The sequence below is a fragment of the Streptomyces sp. NPDC097617 genome (genome assembly GCF_044761485.1).
In the GTDB taxonomy this organism is placed as follows: Bacteria; Actinomycetota; Actinomycetes; order Streptomycetales; family Streptomycetaceae; genus Streptomyces.
This window is the reverse complement of the sequence record NZ_JBIWCL010000016.1, coordinates 146077-166544: the sequence shown is the minus strand read 5'-3', so window position 1 is coordinate 166544 and position 20468 is coordinate 146077. Positions and strand designations below refer to the sequence as shown.

20 protein-coding genes are annotated in these 20468 nt (G+C 72.5%); 10 read left to right on the top strand and 10 right to left on the bottom strand.

The features are described from left to right. Positions 1-8 precede the first annotated feature (8 nt). The 4 genes from ACIQZO_RS24795 to ACIQZO_RS24780 form a co-directional block, all read right to left on the bottom strand. Positions 9-899 (bottom strand): amino acid ABC transporter permease, encoded by an 891-nt coding sequence (locus ACIQZO_RS24795; protein ID WP_403629754.1) that lies wholly within the window; start codon positions 897-899, stop codon positions 9-11. Then, positions 896-1570, bottom strand: a complete 675-nt coding sequence (locus ACIQZO_RS24790) for an amino acid ABC transporter permease (RefSeq protein WP_403629752.1) — start codon at positions 1568-1570, stop codon at positions 896-898. The genes ACIQZO_RS24795 and ACIQZO_RS24790 overlap by 4 nt, the downstream gene beginning before the upstream one ends. 83 nt (positions 1571-1653) lie before the next feature. Next, the gene (locus ACIQZO_RS24785; RefSeq protein WP_403629749.1) at positions 1654-2505 is read right to left on the bottom strand and encodes a glutamate ABC transporter substrate-binding protein; all 852 of its coding nucleotides are present in this window, start codon (positions 2503-2505) and stop codon (positions 1654-1656) included. A 118-nt stretch (positions 2506-2623) separates the two neighbouring features. Next, the gene (locus ACIQZO_RS24780; RefSeq protein WP_323185359.1) at positions 2624-3409 is read right to left on the bottom strand and encodes an amino acid ABC transporter ATP-binding protein; all 786 of its coding nucleotides are present in this window, start codon (positions 3407-3409) and stop codon (positions 2624-2626) included. Between the two features lie 288 nt (positions 3410-3697). On the opposite strand from ACIQZO_RS24780, the gene ACIQZO_RS24775 reads away from it, so the two are divergent. Continuing rightward, the gene (locus tag ACIQZO_RS24775; protein WP_403629746.1) at positions 3698-4420 is read left to right on the top strand and encodes a response regulator transcription factor; all 723 of its coding nucleotides are present in this window, start codon (positions 3698-3700) and stop codon (positions 4418-4420) included. Positions 4421-4432: 12 nt separating this feature from the next. Continuing rightward, a complete protein-coding gene (locus ACIQZO_RS24770; protein WP_403629743.1) occupies positions 4433-5845 on the top strand; it encodes an ATP-binding protein in 1413 nt (470 codons plus the stop codon). Between the two features lie 10 nt (positions 5846-5855). On the opposite strand, the gene ACIQZO_RS24765 is transcribed toward ACIQZO_RS24770, so the two are convergent. Beyond that, positions 5856-8027, bottom strand: a complete 2172-nt coding sequence (locus tag ACIQZO_RS24765; protein ID WP_403629740.1) for an endo-beta-N-acetylglucosaminidase — start codon at positions 8025-8027, stop codon at positions 5856-5858. A gap of 31 nt (positions 8028-8058) precedes the next feature. Further along, positions 8059-9366 carry a glycosyl hydrolase gene (locus ACIQZO_RS24760; RefSeq protein WP_403629737.1) on the bottom strand — a complete coding sequence of 436 codons (1308 nt, stop codon included), beginning with the start codon at positions 9364-9366 and terminating at the stop codon, positions 8059-8061. 395 nt (positions 9367-9761) lie between these two features. On the opposite strand from ACIQZO_RS24760, the gene ACIQZO_RS24755 reads away from it, so the two are divergent. Both ACIQZO_RS24755 and ACIQZO_RS24750 read left to right on the top strand, forming a co-directional pair. Then, on the top strand, positions 9762-10847 hold the full coding sequence (locus ACIQZO_RS24755) for a LacI family DNA-binding transcriptional regulator (protein ID WP_403629734.1): 1086 nt from the start codon (positions 9762-9764) through the stop codon (positions 10845-10847). Between the two features lie 27 nt (positions 10848-10874). Continuing rightward, positions 10875-11963, top strand: coding sequence for an ROK family protein (locus ACIQZO_RS24750; protein WP_403629840.1), 1089 nt, complete (start codon positions 10875-10877; stop codon positions 11961-11963). A 67-nt stretch (positions 11964-12030) separates the two neighbouring features. On the opposite strand, the gene ACIQZO_RS24745 is transcribed toward ACIQZO_RS24750, so the two are convergent. Together ACIQZO_RS24745 and ACIQZO_RS24740 are read right to left on the bottom strand one after the other, a co-directional pair. Further along, on the bottom strand, positions 12031-13026 hold the full coding sequence (locus tag ACIQZO_RS24745; protein WP_403629731.1) for a TAXI family TRAP transporter solute-binding subunit: 996 nt from the start codon (positions 13024-13026) through the stop codon (positions 12031-12033). 32 nt (positions 13027-13058) lie between these two features. Further along, positions 13059-14045 carry a LysR family transcriptional regulator gene (locus ACIQZO_RS24740; RefSeq protein ID WP_403629728.1) on the bottom strand — a complete coding sequence of 329 codons (987 nt, stop codon included), beginning with the start codon at positions 14043-14045 and terminating at the stop codon, positions 13059-13061. Positions 14046-14185: 140 nt separating this feature from the next. On the opposite strand from ACIQZO_RS24740, the gene ACIQZO_RS24735 reads away from it, so the two are divergent. The 3 genes from ACIQZO_RS24735 to ACIQZO_RS24725 are packed head-to-tail and all read left to right on the top strand — an operon-like array spanning position 14186 to position 17102. After that, positions 14186-14824: a maleylpyruvate isomerase family mycothiol-dependent enzyme gene (locus tag ACIQZO_RS24735; RefSeq protein WP_403629725.1), complete on the top strand. Its 639-nt coding sequence runs from the start codon at positions 14186-14188 to the stop codon at positions 14822-14824. After that, positions 14821-16344 (top strand): tRNA (N6-isopentenyl adenosine(37)-C2)-methylthiotransferase MiaB, encoded by a 1524-nt coding sequence (miaB, locus tag ACIQZO_RS24730; RefSeq protein WP_403629722.1) that lies wholly within the window; start codon positions 14821-14823, stop codon positions 16342-16344. Before ACIQZO_RS24735 ends, miaB begins: the two co-directional genes overlap by 4 nt. 35 nt (positions 16345-16379) lie before the next feature. Continuing rightward, positions 16380-17102 carry a hypothetical protein gene (locus tag ACIQZO_RS24725; protein ID WP_403629720.1) on the top strand — a complete coding sequence of 241 codons (723 nt, stop codon included), beginning with the start codon at positions 16380-16382 and terminating at the stop codon, positions 17100-17102. Between the two features lie 148 nt (positions 17103-17250). Here ACIQZO_RS24725 and ACIQZO_RS24720 read toward each other — a convergent pair whose 3' ends face one another. Both ACIQZO_RS24720 and ACIQZO_RS24715 read right to left on the bottom strand, forming a co-directional pair. Beyond that, on the bottom strand, positions 17251-17496 hold the full coding sequence (locus ACIQZO_RS24720) for an antitoxin (RefSeq protein ID WP_403629717.1): 246 nt from the start codon (positions 17494-17496) through the stop codon (positions 17251-17253). 23 nt (positions 17497-17519) lie between these two features. Then, positions 17520-17687: a gliding motility protein gene (locus tag ACIQZO_RS24715; protein WP_403629714.1), complete on the bottom strand. Its 168-nt coding sequence runs from the start codon at positions 17685-17687 to the stop codon at positions 17520-17522. 217 nt (positions 17688-17904) lie between these two features. On the opposite strand from ACIQZO_RS24715, the gene miaA reads away from it, so the two are divergent. From miaA to dapF, 3 genes are all read left to right on the top strand, one after another. Beyond that, complete coding sequence (gene miaA, locus ACIQZO_RS24710; protein ID WP_403629711.1) at positions 17905-18843, top strand: tRNA (adenosine(37)-N6)-dimethylallyltransferase MiaA; 939 nt, start codon at positions 17905-17907, stop codon at positions 18841-18843. Positions 18844-18970: 127 nt separating this feature from the next. Continuing rightward, positions 18971-19489 (top strand): hypothetical protein, encoded by a 519-nt coding sequence (locus ACIQZO_RS24705; protein ID WP_403629709.1) that lies wholly within the window; start codon positions 18971-18973, stop codon positions 19487-19489. 53 nt (positions 19490-19542) lie between these two features. Next, positions 19543-20418, top strand: coding sequence for a diaminopimelate epimerase (gene dapF, locus ACIQZO_RS24700; RefSeq protein ID WP_403629706.1), 876 nt, complete (start codon positions 19543-19545; stop codon positions 20416-20418). Positions 20419-20468 lie beyond the last annotated feature (50 nt).

Below are 20468 nucleotides of genomic sequence, written 5' to 3'. Positions count from 1 at the left end.
CGGCGCCGTCAGCCGGCGGCCGTGTTGGCGCCGGGGATCGGGTCGTCGATCTCGTCCACGCCGAGCACCGTGCCGGTGCTCTTCTTCGACTTCCGCAGTCGCCGTTCCATCTGGGAGGCAAGGGTGGTGAGGCCGAAGTTCACGATGATGTAGATCAGCGCGATCACGAACAGGGTCGCGATCGTGTTGCTGTAGTTGGCCGAGATCTGCCGGTTCATGGAGAGCAGCTCCGCGAAGCCCAGCAGGGCGCCGCCGAGCGCGGTGTCCTTGAGGATCACCACGAGCTGGCTGACCAGGGCCGGCAGCATCGCCGTGACGGCCTGCGGGATCAGGACGTAGAACATCGTCTGACCCTTGCGCATGCCGATCGCCTTGGCCGCGTCGGTCTGGCCGCGGGGCAGGGAGAGCACGCCCGCCCGGACGATCTCGGCGATGACGGCCGAGTTGTACAGGACCAGGCCCGTGACCACGGCCCAGAAGGGCCGGATCTCGGAAGGAACGTCCATGAACTGCGGTGCGTACAGGGCGGAGCCGAACAGCATCAGCATCAGCACGGGGATGGCGCGGAAGAACTCCACCCATGCGCCGACCGGACCCCGTACCCACGCGTGGTCGGACAGCCGGCCGATGCCCAGCACCGCTCCCAGCGGGAGGGCAATCACCATGGACAGCGCGCCGGCCTTGAGGGTCTCGACGAGGCCCGGGATCAGGTACGTGGTCCAGACCTGGCTGTCGGTGACGAAGGGCGACCACTTGTCGGCGTCGAGCTGCCCCTTCTCGCTCATGAGGGACAGCGCCCACCACATGACGAGCCCGAACAGCACGACGAAGATCCCGCTGTAGATCCAGTTGCGTGCCTTGGCCCGGGGTCCCGGGGCGTCGTACAGCACGGAAGTCATCGCTTCACCGCCACTCGCTTGGCGACCCAGCCCAGCAGAAGACCGGTGGGCAGGGTCAGCAGGACGAAACCGAGGGCGAAGACGGCGAAGACCGCGAAGACCGCCTGCGCCTCGTTCTCGAGCATTTCCTTCATCAGCAGGGCCGCTTCGGCCACGCCGATGGTCGCCGCCACCGTGGTGTTCTTGGTGAGCGCGATCAGTACGTTGGCGAGCGGTGCGATGACCGCCCGGAAGGCCTGGGGAAGCACGATCAGGGTGAGCACCTGGAAGAAGCTCAGTCCCAGCGCGCGGGCCGCCTCGGCCTGGCCGACCGGCACGGTGTTGATGCCGGAGCGCAGGGCCTCGCAGACGAAGGTGCCGGTGTAGGCGATCAATCCGAGGACCGCGAGCCGGAAACCGGTCTCCTTGAACGTTTCGCCGCCCAGACTGATGCCGAGGGTCTGGCTGAGGCCCAGCGAGCAGCCGATGATCAGCAGAGTCAGCGGGGTGTTGCGCACCAGGTTGACGTAAGCGGTGCCGAAGCCCCGCAGCAGCGGGACCGGGCTGACCCGCATCCCGGCGAGGGCGGTGCCCCAGATCAGGGATCCGGCCGCCGAGTAGAGGGTGAGCTGAACCGTCACCCAGAAGGCTCCGAGCACGTCGTACTGCCCGGAATCAAGAAAATCGAACACGATGCCCTGCGCTCTCCCCAGGATGGCCGGTGAGGTGCGCCGCCGCCCGCGGCAGGCGGGCGGCGACGCTCCTCACCGATGAATCAGCTGCCTTCGGTGACCTGCGGGGCAGGCTCGCTCTTGAAGTTGGCCGGACCGAGGTTCTTGTCCACGGCCTTCTGCCAGCTGCCGTCCTCGACCATCTTCTTGAGCGCGGCGTTGATCTTGGTCTGGAGCTCCTTGTCGCCCTTCTTCAGACCGATGCCGTAGTTCTCGTTGCTCAGGCTCAGCCCGACCAGCTTGAACTTGCCCTTGTTCTTCTCCTGCGCCGCGTAGCCCGCCAGGATCGAGTTGTCCGTGGTCAGGGCGTCGACGGCCTTGTTCTCCAGGCCGGTCAGGCACTCGGAGTAGCCACCCTGCTCCAGCAGGTCGGCCTCGGGGGCCAGCTTGGTCTTGACGTTCTGCGCCGACGTGGAGCCGGTGACCGAGCAGAGCTTCTTCTTGTTGAGGTCCTCGGCCTTGGTGATCGAGGTGTCGTCCGAGCGGACCAGCAGGTCCTGGTGCGCGAGGAAGTACGGGCCGGCGAAGTCGACCTTCTCCTTGCGCTTGTCGTTGATCGAGTAGGTCGCGACGACGTACTTCACGTCGCCGTTCGCGATCAGGTTCTCGCGCTCGGCGCTGACGGCCTGCTTGAACTCGATCTGGTTCGGCTCGTAGCCGAGCTCCTTGGCCACGTACGTCGCGACATCGACGTCGAAGCCCGTGAACTTGCCGTCCGGGGTCTTCAGGCCGAGACCGGGCTGGTCGTACTTGATGCCGACGACGATCTTGTCCTTGGTGCCACCGGAGGCACCGCCGTCAGAGGCGGCGTCCTGCTTGCTGCCGCCACACGCGGTCGCGGTCAGGGACAGGGCGACGGCGACGGCCGCGGCCGCAGCGGCCTTGGAGATCTTCATGGTGAACTTCCCTCGGATGAGACGTGGTTGAACGACGAGCGACGCTTACGGCGCACGCACGGCAGACAGGAACCGATCCGGTGGTGATCCGCATACGGATGACTACCAGACGGAAACTTCAGTGGTGCAGGATCTTCGACAGGAAGTCCTTCGCCCGATCACTGCGCGGGTTGCTGAAGAACTGCTCGGGAGTCGCCTCTTCGACGATCTTTCCGTCGGCCATGAAGACGACCCGGTTGGCGGCGGAGCGCGCGAAGCCCATCTCGTGCGTGACGACCACCATCGTCATGCCCTCACGGGCGAGCTGCTGCATGACCTCCAGCACCTCGTTGATCATTTCCGGGTCCAGGGCCGAGGTCGGCTCGTCGAAGAGCATCACCTTCGGCTCCATGGCGAGCGCCCGGGCGATGGCCACGCGCTGCTGCTGGCCACCGGAGAGCTGTGCCGGGTACTTGTCGGCCTGAGAGCCGACGCCCACCCGCTCCAGCAGGGACAGCGCCTTCGCGTGGGCCGCGGCCTTGTCGGTCTTGCGGACCTTGAGCTGGCCCAGCATGACGTTCTGCAGCACCGTCTTGTGCGCGAAGAGGTTGAACGACTGGAAGACCATGCCGACGTCGGCGCGCAGCCGGGCCAGTTCCTTGCCCTCGGAGGGCAGGTCCTTGCCGTCGAGCGTGATGGTGCCCGAGTCGATGGTCTCCAGGCGGTTGATGGTCCGGCACAGCGTGGACTTGCCCGATCCCGAGGGACCGATCACCACGACTACCTCACCGCGGGCAATGCTCAGATCGATGTCCTGAAGCACGTGCAGCGCGCCGAAGTGCTTGTTGACGTTGCTCAGTACGACCAGGTCGTCTGCGGCACCGGCCGCGTCCTGCACGTCCTTGGTCACTGATACTCCGCTCATCGGCCTCTTGCTCCGTCCTCCTCGGTTGGGAGGACAGTAGTGACGTGACGCGCACAACGTCATCACATCTGAGGGAGAATTGAGCATAACGATCCGGCCTCTTCCGGATACGCTCCGTGCGCGGCCCCGCCGTGGTCGATCATGGACGCGTACCGGGTGGATAACGGAAGACGCGCCGGAGCCGGACCCCCTTGACGTGGGACTCCGCATCGGCGTGGATGCATGGTGGCCCTACGCATGGCCACGCCCCGGTGAGGCCCGAGTGAGTGAAGAGGAGAGGGGGACGACATGAGACTGCTGCTCGTCGAGGATGACGACCACGTCGCGGCCGCCCTGTCCGCGATCCTCGCCCGCCACGGCTTCCAGGTCACCCATGCCCGCAACGGCGAAGAGGCCCTGCAGGCGCTGCTGCCCGCCGGCGCCCCGGCCGCGGCTCAGCCCCAGCCGTACGGCGTGATCCTGCTCGACCTCGGCCTGCCGGACCAGGACGGCTACGAGGTGTGCGGCAAGATCCGCAAGCGCACGGCCACCCCCGTGATCATGGTGACCGCGCGGGCCGACGTACGCTCCCGCATCCACGGCCTGAACATGGGCGCCGACGACTATGTGGTCAAGCCCTACGACACCGGTGAGCTGCTCGCCCGTATCCACGCCGTCGCACGGCGCACCGGCGCCGCCGAGGAGGCCGCCGCTCCCGGGAGCGGTACGCCCGCCACGGTCCGGCTCGGCTCCGTCAGCATCGAGCTGCCCACCCGCCGGGTCAGCGTGGACGGCGCCGACGTACCGCTCACCCGCAAGGAGTTCGACCTGCTGGCCCTGCTCGCGCAGCGGCCCGGTGTCGTCTTCCGCCGCGAGCAGATCATCAGCGAGGTGTGGCGCACGAGCTGGGAGGGCACCGGGCGCACCCTGGAGGTCCACGTCGCCTCGCTGCGCTCCAAGCTGCGCATGCCCGCCCTCATCGAGACCGTCCGAGGGGTGGGCTACCGGCTCGTCGCCCCGGGCGCTCCCTAGGGGTCCTCTGCCGTGCGTGCCCGTTTGCTCCCGCTGCTCGTCATCCTGATGGCGGGCACACTGCTCGCCCTCGGCTTCCCGCTCGCGGTGAGCCTGGCCGCCGGGCAGCAGCAGCGGGTGGTCGTCGACCGGATCGACGACAGTGCCCGCTTCGCCGCCCTCGCGCAGTTCTTCATCGACGCCGACGGCTCCGGATCCACCGGCGCCGACGAGCGCCACGAGACCCTCCAGCTCGAACTCGCGCGCTACCACACCCTGTACGGGATCCGCGCCGGCATCTTCTACCGCGACGACAACGCCATGGTCCGGTCCCCCGGCTGGTGGCAGCTCCCGGAATCCGGCGAGGGCCGACGGGCCTTCGAAGAGGCGCTGGCCGGCCGGCGCAGCCACGATCCGCCGCAGGTGTGGCCCTGGCAGACCCACGGCAAACTGCTCGTCATCTCCCCGGTCGTCCTCGACGGTGACGTGGTCGCCGTCGTCGCCACCGAATCCCCGACCGATCAGATGCGCGCCCGGATCCTGAAGGGCTGGCTGCTGATCGCGGGCGGGCTCGCCGCCGCCATGCTCGTCGCCTTCGGCGCGGCCCTCAGGCTCACCAGCTGGGTGCTCAAGCCCGTGCAGACCCTGGACGCCGCCGCCCACGGCATCGCCACCGGCCGGATGAACTCGCGCGTCGCGGCCGCCGGCGGGCCCCCGGAACTCCAACGCCTGGCCCACTCGTTCAACGAGATGGCCGACAACGTCGAAGAGGTCCTGGAGCAGCAGCGGGCGTTCGTCGCCGACGCCTCCCACCAGCTGCGCAACCCGCTCGCCGCGCTGCTCCTGCGGATTGAGCTGCTCGCCCTGGAACTGCCCGAGGGCAATGAGGAGATCGCCTCCGTCCGCACCGAGGGCAAGCGCCTGACCCAGGTCCTGGACGACCTGCTGGACCTGGCCCTGGCCGAGCACGCCTCCGCAGAGATCAGCCTGACCGACATCGGGGCACTGACGGCCGAGCGGGTCGCCGCGTGGCGCCCCTACGCCGAGGAGAAGGGCGTACGGATCACCGAGACGGGCCGCACCGCCGTCACCGGCTGGGCCGACCCCATCGCCCTGTCCAGCGCGCTCGACGCCGTCATCGACAACGCCCTCAAATTCACCCCCACGGGTGAGGAGGTGGAGGTATCGGTCTCCACCGAGGGGCGCTCCGTCCGCGTGGTCGTCGCCGACCGCGGCCCCGGCCTCACCGAGGAGGAGCTGCTGCGCGTCGGCGACCGGTTCTGGCGCAGCGGCCGCCACCAGAACATCAAGGGCTCCGGGCTCGGACTGTCGATCTCCCGGGCCCTGCTCGCCGCGGGCGGCGGATCCCTCTCCTACGAGACGAACCCGCCGCACGGCCTGCGGGTGACGGTGGCCGTCCCGCGCACCGATCCCCAGGGCACCTGACCCTTCCCGGCTACCAGGCGAGAGCGACCCTCGCGGGGGCCGACACCGCGTAGAGCTCGTCGACGGCCCGGACCTCGAAGGCCGCCGCCCGCTCCCGTCCGGCGCGCGGGACGCCCGGCAGGTACAGGGCGGTGCCGCAGGTGCCCCCGAGGAAGCGCCTCGCGCCGCCCGGCAGGACCCGCCACACCTCGTAGTGGCGCGGCCGCCCGTTCGGACCGGCCGCCGCCCGCCAGGACAGGCGCAGCCACGCCCGGCCGTCCTGCCGGGCCGAGGCCTCCACGACCGCATCCGTGGGCGGGGCCGGGCGCCGGGTACGGGTCTCGTCCCGTACCGACAGGGCGCCGATCCGCCACGCCACCGGCTTCCTCCCGAGCGCGGTGATCCGTATCGCCAGGCCGTACGCGGTCCCGCCCGCCAGTGACGCCAGCCCGGCCCGTGTCGTGCGCCAGCCCTGCCCGCTCTCCGCGCTCCTGCCCGGCAGCCACGTGTACGGGACCGGCTCGCCGGGGGCGGACGGCTCGCGGACCGCCACCCCGATCTCCACGGTGACCGGCTCCGACGACCCGGCGCAGTGCACCAGCTCCACGACCGATCCGCGGGTCAGCGGCAGCCGCGTCGCATGGAGCCCGACGACCACCGGGGCGGTCAGGGCGCCCTCGACCAGCAGGCTGGACCCGCCGCGCCAGGCGTCCTCGAAGTCCAGGGTGACCGACGGGCGCGTTCCGGGGGTGTCCACCGCCCAGCGGCGGCCCGGCAGCCGGTCCTGCAGCCCGAGGTGGTTCCACGGCGTGTCGGAGGCGACCCGGCCGTCCTCGTACCAGCGCAGCCCGTGCCCGGTGTTGAAGGTGCAGGCGAAGGGGAGCCCGGTGACGGTGGACCGGTCGGCGACGGCCGTGGCGGGGGCCCGCCAGCGGCCCCCGGGCGCGGGCCGGGCCGGGTCCAGGGACTCGCCCGTCCAGAACCGGTCGTCGGCGCGGTGGAAGGCCCCGGGGGAGCGGTCGGCGAGGTGATTGCGCGTCCACTCGGGCCGGTAGAAGCCGTAGCTGACGACGTGGTCGCGATCGCGGGGGACGATCGCCTCCCAGGGGACGGCGGAGTCCCAGCCGCGGGACTCGGTGTCCACGGCGGCCCACAGGTCGTGGCGGGAGCGGCCGAGGCGCTCGGCGAGCGCTCCCGAGGCGGCCAGGCTGTCCGGGGACCAGCGGAAGTCCACGAACACCGTGTCCGAGACCTTCCCGGCCCGGTCCTCGAAGAACTCCTGGTTGAGGGCGTTCAGGGCGCCCTGCCAGCCCACCCGGCCGGTGGTGTTCATGGCGTCGTACCAGGTGATGCGCAGGCCGTGGGGCTCGCCGGCCACCCGCAGGGCGCGCAGGAACTCCCGCATCCGGTTGGCGAGCGCGCTGTCCCCGCCGTCGGTCTCGGCGTTCACGAACCAGCCGTCGAAGCCGTACGCCCGCGCCACCCGGACGAGCTGCTCCGCGATCGGGAAGCGGCCGAGGGCGTCCCGCTGTACGAGGTCGCGGGTCCATCGCAGGTCGCCGCCGTAGGCGACGGGCGGCAGGAACACGTTGCCGAGCACCCGGACCCCGTTGCGGTGGGCGGCGTCGATCACGGGGGCGTTCGGGGCGAGCACGATGCCCTCGCCGGCGGAGCCGCCCCAGAAGACCAGCTCGTCGATGTACGCCCAGTGGCCGAGTGCGTAGTGGTCGGCGGTGGGGGAGCCCTGGGAGGGGTTCCCGGCCGTGGGTCCGAAGGACACGAGGGAGGAGATCCGGGCCTGGCCGGCGCGGGCGTCGCGGTTCGCCGGGACCGGGGTGAACCGCTGCGCCAGGGGCACGGTCGCGGTGTTGTACGCCAGATCGGGGTCGCCCTCGGGGGTCCACCGGCTGAGCGAGCGCCACACGATCCCGGGGCCGGGGGTCCCCGCCGGGAGGGAGTCAGGGAACCAGTAGGAGGCGTACGGGGCCAGGTCGGCCGGGGCCCCCGCGGCGGCGGGAGCCCCCGCGGCCAAGGGCGCGGCGGACGGGGGCACCGGCGCGGCGGCGGCCCGGGCCCGTCCCACCAGTCCCAGCAGCGCGGCGGCCCCCGCCCCGCCGGCCAGTGCTCTGCGCCGGGTCGGCCGTATCGCGGCGGGCGGTGGCGTACGCGGATCGACGCCGGTCTCGCTCTCGCTCTCGGGCATGCGGGACTCCTCACGAGGGGTTCGGGATCGGTCAGGTCACGTCGTGCACGCGCACCACCTCGGTGATGCCGCGCGCGGCCAGATGGGCCCCGTCCGCGGCGCGCTCCGCCAGCACCACCGCGGGGCGCACCCCCTGGGCCGCGAGCGCCGCCCAGGCTTCGAAGAACGCGCCCCCCGGGGCGCACACCGAGCGTCCCGGGGCAGCCTCCCGCGCGCCCCTGCTCCCGGTCCGGCCTTTGACCGGCTTCTCCCGGCCGGCGTCCTCGTCGCCGAGGTCCACGGCGAGCGCGGTCGTCCGCGGGGCCGGGCGCTGCGCGCGGCCCCGCCACTCCTCGGTGATCCGGGCGATGGCCGCGCCGGCCGGCTTGGTCCGGCGGTCGTTGGTCAGCAGCCCGAGTCCGTACTCCAGTTCCGGGAAGTCCGCGAGCTCCCGGGACACGTCGTGGGAGCACCACCAGGTCACGCCCCACACGTCCGGGCAGTCCAACGCGTTCGCGACCGTGGCCTCGGTGAACCGCGCCGCGTCCGCGGGAGGGATCAGCGGCGCCGGGGCCCCCACCTCCTGGAGCCACACCGGGCGGTGCGGGTCGAGGGCCCACGCCTTGGAGAGTTCGATCAGGTACGCGGCATGGTGCTCGGTCGCGGGCCCGCGCCCGCCGTGGCGCTGCGCGGTTCCGTTGAACACCCAGGAGTGCACGGCGGTGGCCCCGCCCAGCCGGGCCGCCTGGGCCGCGGTGAAGGGGTGCCCGTCCCGGTACCAGGCGGCGTCGTACTCGGCGTGCAGATGGAGCCGCCCGGGCGCGCCGTTCTCGCAGGCGGCGAGCATCCGCTCCAGCCAGCGGGCCGCCTGGTCCGGGGTGATCCGGTCGGGGTCGGGGTGCGGGGCGCCGGAGAACTGGTTGATCTCGTTGCCCACGGTCATGCCCAGGAAGTTCGGCCGGTCGGCGAGGGCGGCGGCCAGCGTGCGCAGGTACTCCTCCTGCCCGGCGACCACGTCCGGGTCGGTGAAGATGTTCCGCCGGTGCCAGGTGCGGGTCCAGGCGGGCAGGAAGTCGAAGCTGGACAAGTGCCCCTGCAGACCGTCCACGTTGACGTCGAGCCCGCGCTCGGCGGCCGCGTCGGCGAGCGCGACGAGCTGCTCGACGGCGCGCGGCCGGATCAGCGTCCGGTTCGGCTGGAAGACCGGCCACAGCGGGAAGACGCGGATGTGGTCCAGCCCGAGCGCGGCGATCGAATCGAGGTCGGCCCCGACCTCGTCGAGGTCGAAGTCCAGCCAGTGGTGGAACCAGCCACGGGCCGGTGTGTAGTTGGCGCCGAAGCGGAGCGCGTCATCGGGCACAGGGCGTCCTGGGGTTCTGGAGTTCGGGGGAATTCTCCGGACGCGCCACAACCTGCCGGTGTCGATAGGGAAAGTCAACAGGGCCTCGAAGGCGTGCACTTATGCGCTTCAGTCCAGTTGACACAAGGGTTGTGTTCAGCGGAACCTGAAGTAACTAATGCGCTTTAGTTGCGGCCGTCGGCAGGAAAGTTCGAGGAAATGAACAGTGGTATTTCGGTCACCGCGGACGGGGTGGCCGAGGCGGAGTCCGAGCCGCGGCCGCCGCTCCGGACCCCTCCCGGGGACCACGGGATGCTCATCAAGTCCGCCTGTCGGGGCAGGATCGCGTACGGTCCGGCCATCGCCCGCCGAATTCCGCCACGCGTGACGCACCCGAAGGACGAATGAGACAGGCCATGGCCCGCAGACCCACGATCAAGGACATCGCCCGGCAGGCCGGGGTGTCGGAGAGCGCCGTGTCCTTCGCGCTCAACGACCGGCCGGGCGTCTCGCAGGACACCCGGGCCCGGATCCGCCGCGTCGCCGAGGAACTCGGCTGGCAGCCCAACAGCGCCGCCCGGGCCCTGTCCGGCGAACGGTCCGGCGCCGTCGGCCTGGTCCTGGCCCGGCCCGCGCACACGCTCGGCGTCGAATCCTTCTTCCTCCAGCTCGTCTCCGGCATCCAGGAAGTCCTCTCGGCCGCCCGGACCGCCCTGCTCTTCCAGGTCGTCGAGGACATCGACGCCGAATGCGCGGTCTACCGGCGCTGGTGGGCCGAGCGGCGGGTCGACGGCGTCCTCGTGGTCGACCCGCGCACCAGTGACCCGCGACCGGCGCTCCTGGAGAAACTGGCCCTGCCCGCGGTCACCATCGGCGAGGCCGCGCCGGCGGGAGGGAGCGGGGGCCCTCCCTCCACCACCCCGTCCACCACCCGCTCCTCGGTTCTCTCCTCGGTCCGGGCCGACGACGCGGGCGCCATGGCCCAGGTGCTCGCCCATCTCCACGAGCTGGGCCACCGGCGCATCACGCACATCGCCGGGCTCCCCGGCCTCGCCCACACGGTCCGCCGGATGGACTCCCTGCGCAGCGAGGCCGCCCGGCGCGGGCTCGGCCCGGACCGGGTGCGCTCGGTGGTCACCGACTACTCCGATGCCGAGGGCGCGGCGGCCACCCGCCGGGTCCTCGCCGAGCCGCAGCCGCCCACCGCGCTCGTCTACGACAACGACGTGATGGCCGTCGCCGGGAGCGCGGTCGCCGCCGAGCTGGGCATCCCCGTCCCGGGCCGGCTGTCGATCGTGGCCTGGGACGACTCCGCGCTCTGCCGGGTCACCCACCCCCGGCTCACCGCGCTGGTCCGGGACACCGCGGGTTTCGGCCGGCTGGCCGCCGAGGAACTCCTGGCCGTTCTCGCCGGCAGCCCGCCCGGGGTGCGGATCAGCGAGCAGCCGCGACTGGAGCCTCGCGAGAGCACGGCGCCGCCACCGGCGCATACTGAATCCTGAAACCTTCCTGGAGCCGCCACCGTGATCATTCCCACCGCCCCGTTCCCCGCACCGCGAGCCGGCGCAGCGTCATCCGGCCCGACGGTGGCGATCGACATCGGCGGTACGAAGATCGCCGGTGCGCTGGTGCACCCCGACGGCACGATGACGGCCACCACCCGCCGACCGACCCCGCGCGGTGTGGACGCGGACGGGGTGATGGCGGCGGTCGCCGAGGTCGTCGCCGACCTGTCCGCGTCGCCGCTGTGGGCCTCGTCGGTCCGCTGCGGGATCGGCAGCGCAGGACCGGTGGACGCCTCCCGGGGCACGGTGAGCCCGGTCAACATCGGCGCGTGGCGGGAGTTCCCGGTCCAGGAGCGGGTCGTGGCGGAGCTCGCGGCGCGCGGGGCCGATCTGCCGACCGTCCTGGCCGGTGACGGGGTGGCGATGACCGCCGCCGAGCACTGGCTGGGCGCGGCCCGCGGCCATGCGAACGCGCTGTGCATGGTGGTCTCCACCGGCGTCGGCGGTGGCCTGATCCTGAACAACCAGCTCCACCCCGGCCCCACGGGCAACGCGGGCCACATCGGTCACATCAGCGTGGCCTTCGACGGTGAACCGTGCGTGTGCGGCAGCCGCGGCTGCGTCGAGTCGATCGCCTCCGGTACGGCGATCGCCCGCTGGGCACTGGACCAGGGCTGGACCCCGTCGGACACCGCGGCGGGCACCCCGTCGGGCACCGCGGCGGGCACCCCGTCGGGCACCGCGGCGGGCACCCCGTCGGGCACCGCGGGAGGCGCGGTCGGCGCCGGCGATGCCACGGCTGCCGGCGTGGCCGCTGCCGCCGTCGCGGGCGACCCGATCGCCCTGGCCGCTTTCGACCGGGCGGGGCGCGCCCTGGCCGCCGCCATCGCGGCCACCGCGACCCTCGTGGAAACGGACATCGCGGTCATCGGCGGTGGAGTGGCCGCCGCCGGAGACACCCTCTTCGCCCCGATCCGCAGCCACCTCGCGGCCTACGCCACGCTCTCGTTCGTCCAGGACATCCAGGTGGTCCCGGCGATGCTGGGCACCCACGCGGGGCTGATCGGCGCGGCCGCGGCGGCGACGATGCTGCTCCCGTCGTCGTCCTCGTGAACCCCGGGGCGCTCCGCCCGTCCGGGACACGCCGAGCCCTCAGCGCCTCCCGTACCCCTCGGCGGCCTCAGGGCTTCACGGACCGGTAGTACCGGCGCGCGCCCTCGTGCAGCTCCAGGGGGTCGGTGTAGATCGCCGTCCGCAGGTCCACGAGCTGCGCCGCGTGCACCTGGCGCCCGACCAGATCGCGGCTGAGGATCACCGTCCGGGTCAGCTGCTCGGTGAGCTGGGGATCGGTCCCCGCCGTGGTCACCAGCAGGTTCGGCACGGCCACGGTCGCCACCGAGCTGGTGTTGCGCGCCCGCGAGTACGCGTCCTGCGGCATGACCGCCGTGCGGTAGTAGCGCGCCGGGCTGCCGCTCTCCTGGAGCTTCTCCATCAGGTCGCCGAGTTGCACGAGCCGGATGTCGAAGCGTTCCGACAGCTCGCGCACGGCGTTCGTCGGCAGACCTCCGGACCAGAAGAACGCGTCGATCCGGCCGGCCTCCAGCTCGCCCGGCATGGTGTCGATGCCGATGGACACCGGAGTGATGTCCAGCACCGGGTCGATGCCGGCCGCCCTCAGCAGGCGCTCCGTGACCAGCTGCACCCCCGACCCGGGCTGGCCTATCGCGACCCGCTTGCCGCGCAGGTCACGGGCCGACTGCACGGGGGAGCCGGCCGGGACCACCAGCTGCACGTAGTCGTCGTAGAGCCGAGCGACCCCTTGCAGCCGGGCCGCGCCGGGCTTCCCGTCCAGCCTGTACTTGGCGACCGCGTCCGCCGTCGCCACGGTGAAGTCCGCCTCGCCGGTGGCCAGCCGCTTCAGGTTCTCCTGCGAGCCCTCGCTGGTCTCCAGCCGTACGTCGACCCCCGGCATGTCCCGCTTCAGCGCCTGCTCCAGCAGCTGTCCGTACCGGTGGTAGACCCCGGTCCGCGCACCCGTACTGAAGGTCAGCTCGCCCCGCAGCTCCGGCTGCCCGAAAGGTTTGAGCCACCATGTGAGGACGCCGAGGACGGCGAGTACGGCCACCAGGACCCGCAGGGCATGGCGCCTGCTGATCCGGGGCGGTACGAGAGGCATGGCCGCGATCCTGCCACCCGTCCGCCGTCCTGTCACGGCGCGCCCCTTCCGGGGGCCCCGGAGCGGAGCCGTCCCAGTAGCTCGCGGGCGGCGGGTCCGGGCGGTCCGTCGGTGCGCCAGGTCAGCGCGATCCGCCCGTTCAGCACCGGCTCGGTGATCCGCAGCGCGCACAGTCCGGCGGTGCCGGTACCGGTACCGGTGGTCGCGCGGGTACGGCTGCCGGTGTCCTTGCCCGCGCTGCCGGCGCCCGCCGCCGACTCCGCCCCAGAAGGCACCACCGCCACCCCCAGCCCCCGCGCGGCCAGCCGTACCAGGACCGCGGGCGCCGCCGCCTCGAAGTCCACCCGCGGGGCGAATCCGGCCTGCGCGCAGGCCCGCTCCAGCACCGTGCGCAGCCCGGTCCCGCGCGGCAGGCTGATCAGGGCCCGCCCGCGCAGGGCCGACAGCGCGACCGCGCCGTCCACGGCGGCCGCCACCAGGGGGTCGTCCGCCCGGACCGCCGCGACCAGGGGCTCGTCGAGGACCACCTGGACGCAGACGCCCGGCGGCGGCTCCCCGCCGAGGCCCACCACCGCCAGGTCCAGCTCCCCGCGCAGCAGCGCGGCCAGCATCCGCTCCGAGGTGTCCTCGGACAGCGCGATCTCCACCCCGGGGTGCTCGTCGTGGAAGTCCCCGAGCACCTCCACCACGTCGAGCCCGTCCACCACCGTCCCGGCCGCCCCCGGTACCAGCCCGATGGCCACCCGCCCGCGCAGCAGGCCGGTGAACTCCTCGGCCGTGCGCCGTACGCCGTCCACCGCCGCCAGTGCGGCTCGCGCGTACGAGAGCACCGCCCGGCCCGCCTCGGTCGGGGCGACCCGCCGCCCGGACCGGTCCAGGAGCCGCTGTCCCAGCTCCCGCTCCAGCTGCCCGATCTGCGCGCTCACCCCGGGCTGTGACACGTGCAGCCGCGCACCGGCCCGGGTGAAGCCGCCCTCCTCCACCACGGCCACGAAATAGCGCAGCTGAGCCAGTTCCATAAGCAGGGATTCTAGATCGCAGAAGCACCCGCTCTTGGACTGATGGCGGGCGCGGCCCGGACCCTGAAGCCATGAGCCGATCAGCACCCGGACCCACGCCCCGATCCACGCCCACGCCCCGATCCGCGTCCGTCCCCGCCGTGAGCCGCCGTACGATCGCCGCGGCCGTCGCCGCCGAGCGCCGCGAGCTGGCCGACGTACTGGACGCCCTCACCCCGGCCGAGTGGGACGCCCCGTCGCTCTGCGGCGGCTGGCGCGTCCGCGAGGTCGCCGCCCACATGTCCCTCGGCTTGCGCACCTCACTCCCCGGCTTCGCCGCCGAGCTGCTGCGGGCCCGCGGCAGCCTGCACCGGATGACCGACCGCACCGCCCGCCGCGACGCCGCCGCCCTCGGGACGCGCGAGCTCGCCGGGCTGCTGCGCGAGAACGCCGGCCACCCGTGGAAACCGCCCGCCTCCGGCCCCACCGGAGCCCTCGCCCACGACGTCGTGCACGGCCTCGACATCACCGTCGCGCTCGGACACCCGCGCCGCGTCCCCGAGGACCGGCTGCGGCTCCTCCTCGACGCGGTCACCCCGCGGTCCCTGCGGTTCTTCGGCGCGGACCTGACCGGTATCCGGCTGTGCGCGGACGACCTGGACTGGTCCTACGGCGAGGGAACCCCCGTGTACGGGGAAGCCCAGGACCTGCTGCTCCTCCTCTTCGGCCGCCGTCTTCCCCCGGGTCGGCTGAACGGGGGACCGGAGGGCCACCGGGTACCGCCTACCCTTATTGCATGACCAGCAGCGACCGGAGCCAGGCAGTGGACGTGAAGCGAAGCTACGAGGTGCGCACCTACGGGTGCCAGATGAACGTGCACGACTCGGAGCGGCTCTCCGGTCTGCTGGAGGACGCCGGCTACGTCCGGGCGCCCGAGGGCGCCGACGGCGACGCCGACGTCGTGGTCTTCAACACCTGCGCGGTCCGCGAGAACGCCGACAACAAGCTGTACGGCAACCTCGGTCGGCTGGCCCCGATGAAGACGAAGCGCCCCGGCATGCAGATCGCCGTCGGCGGCTGCCTCGCGCAGAAGGACCGCGACACGATCGTCAAGAGGGCCCCCTGGGTCGACGTCGTCTTCGGTACGCACAACATCGGCAAGCTCCCCGTGCTGCTGGAGCGCGCCCGCATCCAGGAAGAGGCGCAGGTCGAGATCGCCGAGTCGCTGGAGGCCTTCCCCTCCACGCTCCCGACCCGCCGCGAGTCCGCGTACGCCGCCTGGGTCTCGATCTCCGTCGGCTGCAACAACACCTGCACCTTCTGCATCGTCCCGGCGCTGCGCGGCAAGGAGGAGGACCGCCGGCCCGGCGACATCCTCGCCGAGGTGGAGGCCCTGGTCGCCGAGGGTGTCTCGGAGATCACCCTGCTCGGCCAGAACGTGAACGCGTACGGCTCGGACCTGGGCGACCGCGAGGCCTTCAGCAAGCTGCTGCGCGCCTGCGGACAGATCGATGGTCTGGAGCGGGTCCGCTTCACCTCCCCGCACCCGCGCGACTTCACGGACGACGTGATCGCGGCCATGGCCGAGACCCCGAACGTCATGCCGCAGCTGCACATGCCGATGCAGTCCGGCTCGGACCCGATCCTCAAGGCGATGCGCCGCTCGTACCGCCAGGAGCGCTTCCTCGGCATCATCGAGAAGGTCCGCGCCGCCATCCCGCACGCCGCGATCTCCACCGACATCATCGTGGGCTTCCCCGGTGAGACGGAGGAGGACTTCCAGCAGACGATGCACGCGGTGCGCGAGGCCCGTTTCGCGAACGCGTTCACCTTCCAGTACTCCAAGCGCCCCGGGACCCCGGCGGCCGAGATGGAGGGGCAGATCCCCAAGGAGGTCGTGCAGGAGCGGTACATGCGCCTGGTCGCCCTCCAGGAGGAGATCTCCTGGGACGAGAACAAGAAGCAGGTCGGCCGCACCCTCGAGGTCATGGTCGCCGAGGGCGAGGGGCGCAAGGACGGCGCCACCCACCGCCTCTCCGGCCGCGCGGCCGACAACCGCCTGGTGCACTTCACGAAGCCGGACGCGGAGGTCCGCCCCGGTGACGTGGTCACCGTGGACATCACCTACGCGGCCCCGCACCACCTGCTGGCCGAGGGCCCGACGCTGACCGTGCGCCGCACCCGCGCCGGCGACGCCTGGGAGAAGCGCAACGCGGCCCCGGCCCAGCCGGCGGGCGTCATGCTCGGCATCCCGACGCTGGGGGTTCCGGCGCCCCTGCCGACCGCCGCCGCCGGCTGCTCGGTGCCCGCCTCCTCCTGAGGCTCGGCCCGGGCGGTCGGGCTAGGCTGCGGATCATGCTCGTAGCCGCTGCCGTCTGTCCCGCCCCGCCCCTGCTCGTGCCGGAGGTCGCCGCAGGGGCCGCCGCCGAACTCGGCGCCGCCCGCACCGCCTGCTCCGACGCGCTGGCGGTGCTCGCCGCGTCCCGGCCCGACCTGCTGGTCGTGGTCGGCGCCGCCGCAGAGGGCGGCGCGTACGACCAGGGCACCCGCGGCAGCTTCGCCGGATTCGGTGTGGACCTGGCCGTCACCCTGGGCCCCGACCTGGGCGAACCGCCGAGCGGCCACGCCACGGGGGGCACCCTCCCGCCCGCCCTCGCGGTGGCCGGCTGGCTGCTCGGCCGGGCGCGCTGGGCGGCCGCCCCCGTCGCCGGAGTGGCCGTCGCCGCGGACCTCGCCCCGAGCGGCTGCGGTCTGCTCGGCGCGGATCTCGGCGGTTCCGCCGAACGTGTGGCCATGCTGGTCCTCGGGGACGGCAGTGCCTGCCGCACCCTCAAGGCCCCCGGTTACCTCGACGAGCGCGCCGCCGGCTTCGACGCGGCCGCCGCCCGCGCGCTGGGCGCCGCCGACGTGGCCGCGCTGGCCGCGCTCGACACCGGACTCGCGGCCGAGCTCCAGGCCGCCGGACGGGCTCCGTGGCAGGTGCTGGCCGGCGCCGCGAAGGGCGCCGGGCTGGCCGGGCGGCTGCTGTACGAGGACGCCCCGTACGGCGTGGGCTACTTCGTCGCCGCCTGGTCGTAGCCGGGTACGGGCCACAAGGCCGTTAGGGGTACCCGTAGCGCCCCGAAGCGCTGCGCGGCACCCCCGGGACCGGCCCGCAGGACACCGGGAGAGGCAAAGGGGCGCGGGACCGGCATCCGCCGGTCCCGCGCCCCTTTCGCGGACCGCGTCAGGAAGCGGCCGGCGGCGTCTGCCCGCCGGGAGCGTCCTTGTGCGCGATCTTCCCCAGGGCGTCCTTCGCCTTGCCGGTCCCGCTCGTGATCTGGCCGCTGTACTTGCCCTTGGTCTTGGAGTCCACGGCCTTGGCCACCTTGTCCAGACTCTCGCCGATCTTGCCCTCGTGCTGCTGGGCGAGATCGCCGACCTTGTCCTTCGCCGGACCGAGCTTGGCCTTCAGATTGTCCAGCAGGCCCATGGGTCACCTTCCGTTGGCGGTCACTACGTGCGGGCGCCCTCGCCGGTCTCGCTGTCCGCGGCCACCTCGGCCGACTGCTGCTTCGGGATCTCCACGGCTTCCGCCGCCGGACCCTCCTCGGCAACAGGCTCGGCCTCCTCGGCCGCGCCGGATTCCGCCGTCAGATCCTCCGCCGCGACCTCCTCGGTCACGACCTCGTCCTTACGACGAAAAAACCGATCAAAAACGCCCATGTCTACTCCCGTAACGTTACTCGTGTGAGTGAAGTTCCGCGCTGACCGGACCGGCCTGCGCCAGGCGTACGCAGGGCGCATGCCTGGCCGGAACCTCGCCAGGGCAACGACCCCGACCACACCCCGTCACGTAACTCGATCGGGTACATGCTGTGGGGTTTGCGAGACTGGGGCAGTGAGGAAAGCAGCCCCCGCCCAGCGGGTCATCGCCGTCGTCGGTCCCACCGCGGCAGGAAAGTCCGACCTGGGCGTCGCCCTGGCCCGCCAATTCGACGGCGAAGTCGTCAACGCCGACTCCATGCAGCTGTACCGGGGGATGGACATCGGTACCGCCAAACTGACGACCGAGGAACGCGGCGGTGTCCCGCACCACCTCCTCGACATCTGGGACGTCACCGACACGGCCAACGTCGCCGACTACCAGCGGCTGGCCCGCCTGGAGATCGACAAACTGCTCGCCGAGGGCCGCACCCCGGTGCTCGTCGGCGGATCGGGCCTGTACGTCCGCGGCGCCCTGGACGTCATGGAGTTCCCCGGCACCGACCCCGAGGTCCGCGCCCGGCTGGAGGCAGAGGTCACCCTGCGCGGCCCAGGCGCCCTGCACGCCCGGCTCGCCGCCGCCGACCCGGCCGCCGCGCAGGCCATCCTGCCCAGCAACGGCCGCCGCATCGTCCGCGCGCTGGAGGTCATCGAGATCACCGGCCGCCCCTTCACCGCCAACCTCCCCGGGCACGAGTCCGTCTACGACACCGTGCAGATCGGCGTCGACGTGGCCCGGCCGGAGCTCGACGAGCGGATCGCGCTGCGCGTGGACCGGATGTGGGAGGCCGGGCTGGTGGACGAGGTCCGCGCGCTGGAAGCCCGTGGGCTGCGCGACGGAATCACCGCTTCCAGGGCGCTCGGCTACCAGCAGGTGCTGGCCGCCCTCGCCGGCGAGTGCACCGAGGACGAGGCCCGGGCCGAGACCGTCCGGGCGACCAAGCGCTTCGCCCGCCGCCAGGACTCCTGGTTCCGCCGCGACCCGCGCGTGCACTGGCTCAGCGGGGCCGTCGCCGACCGGGGGGAACTCCCCGGACTCGCGCAGTCGTTGGTCGAACGAGCGGTCACAGCCTGATCACGTGATGGCATCGGGACGCCTCACGCGCCCGTAGGGGGGCCGGGGGCGTGCCATCATCAAACTCCAGCGGGTGCGATCACCTGCGATGAACGGCGGCGTACTGAGTCCGAAGTGGGGAGGGCGCGTGGCGATGGAGGCCGGCCCTCGTGACACCGGGCGGGACGACACCCGGAGGGAAGCGGACCCGATGGTTCTGGACGGGACGGACGGGCCCGCCGGGCTCGGGCTGCCCGCCGATCCGGCGCGTCTGACCCCCGACGGACCGGACACCCCGGACTCCGCCGAGGCGGATTCCGCCGCCGGACCCGAGTTCGAGGTCGAACTGCGTCCCCAGCGCCGCCTGCGCGTGTGGCAGATCACCCCGATCGCGATGCTCGCCGCCACCGGCTCGCTGATGTTCGCCTTCCCGCTCGCCTTCGAGTTCGGTGACGGCGGAGCCGTGGTCGCCATGCTCGGCTTCCTGATCAGCTGCTGCGCCGGAGGTTGGGCCATGATGGCCGCCCGCCGGGTCGGCTACACGTGGCCCGGACTCCCGGCCCGGGGGAGCGGCCGCCGCCCCGACTGGCGGATGGCCGCGCTGTACGCGGTCGTCGTCCTGGCCGTCGTAGCACTCGCCGTGTACCGGGTCGCCCGGCTCCGCTGACCGCCCCTCGGACGGCTCCACGCCTCTGAGCAGGGGCTGGGTACCATGGGCGGGTGACGCACACCACCCTCTCCTTCCTCAAGGGCCACGGCACCGAGAACGACTTCGTGATCGTCCCGGACCCGGACAACGCCATCGAGCTGTCCGCGTCCGCCGTCGCGAAGCTGTGCGACCGGCGGGCCGGAATCGGCGCGGACGGTGTGCTGCACGTCGTCCGGTCCGCCGCGCACCCGGAGGCCGCGCACCTGGCCGACGAGGCGGAGTGGTTCATGGACTACCGCAACAGCGACGGCTCCATCGCCGAAATGTGCGGCAACGGCGTCCGCGTCTTCGCCCGCTACCTCCAGCACGCCGGGCACGCCGAGCCCGGCGACCTGGCCGTCGCCACCCGGGGCGGCGTCAAGCGCGTGCACCTCGACAAGAAGGGCGACGTCACCGTCTCCATGGGCCGCGCCGAACTGCCCGCCGGCGAGGTCACCGTCGGCGTCGACTCCCGCAGCTGGCCCGCGCGGAACGTGAACATGGGGAACCCGCACGCGGTGGCGTTCGTCGAGAGCCTCGACCATGCCGGGAACCTGTACGCGGCCCCCGCGTTCAGCCCGGCGTCCGCCTACCCGACGGGCGTCAACGTCGAGTTCGTCGTCGACCGCGGCCCCCGGCACGTAGCCATGCGCGTCCACGAGCGCGGCTCCGGCGAGACCCGCTCCTGCGGCACCGGCGCCTGCGCCGTCGCCGTGGCCGCCATCCGCCGCGACGGCGCCGACCCGGCCGCCACCGGCGAACCGGTCGCGTACACCGTCGACCTCCCCGGTGGAACCCTGATCATCACCGAACACCCCGACGGGCAGATCGACATGACCGGACCGGCCGTGATCGTGGCTGCGGGAGAGTTCGACGAAGCCTGGCTCACCGAAACGGCTTTCGGCTGAAGCTTCCCTCCAATGGGTGATCCGTTTCACGCTGAGCGAGAGGTGGACTG

What these genes read in the sequence shown, in the direction of transcription:
- ACIQZO_RS24795 (WP_403629754.1), bottom strand. Translation starts at nt 899, where the DNA reads ATGACTTCCGTGCTGTACGACGCCCCGGGACCCCGGGCCAAGGCACGC.
- ACIQZO_RS24785 (WP_403629749.1), bottom strand. Translation starts at nt 2,505, where the DNA reads ATGAAGATCTCCAAGGCCGCTGCGGCCGCGGCCGTCGCCGTCGCCCTG.
- ACIQZO_RS24780 (WP_323185359.1), bottom strand. Translation starts at nt 3,409, where the DNA reads ATGAGCGGAGTATCAGTGACCAAGGACGTGCAGGACGCGGCCGGTGCC.
- ACIQZO_RS24775 (WP_403629746.1), top strand. Translation starts at nt 3,698, where the DNA reads ATGAGACTGCTGCTCGTCGAGGATGACGACCACGTCGCGGCCGCCCTG.
- ACIQZO_RS24765 (WP_403629740.1), bottom strand. Translation starts at nt 8,027, where the DNA reads ATGCCCGAGAGCGAGAGCGAGACCGGCGTCGATCCGCGTACGCCACCG.
- ACIQZO_RS24755 (WP_403629734.1), top strand. Translation starts at nt 9,762, where the DNA reads ATGGCCCGCAGACCCACGATCAAGGACATCGCCCGGCAGGCCGGGGTG.
- ACIQZO_RS24745 (WP_403629731.1), bottom strand. Translation starts at nt 13,026, where the DNA reads ATGCCTCTCGTACCGCCCCGGATCAGCAGGCGCCATGCCCTGCGGGTC.
- ACIQZO_RS24740 (WP_403629728.1), bottom strand. Translation starts at nt 14,045, where the DNA reads ATGGAACTGGCTCAGCTGCGCTATTTCGTGGCCGTGGTGGAGGAGGGC.
- miaB (WP_403629722.1), top strand. Translation starts at nt 14,821, where the DNA reads ATGACCAGCAGCGACCGGAGCCAGGCAGTGGACGTGAAGCGAAGCTAC.
- ACIQZO_RS24725 (WP_403629720.1), top strand. Translation starts at nt 16,380, where the DNA reads ATGCTCGTAGCCGCTGCCGTCTGTCCCGCCCCGCCCCTGCTCGTGCCG.
- ACIQZO_RS24720 (WP_403629717.1), bottom strand. Translation starts at nt 17,496, where the DNA reads ATGGGCCTGCTGGACAATCTGAAGGCCAAGCTCGGTCCGGCGAAGGAC.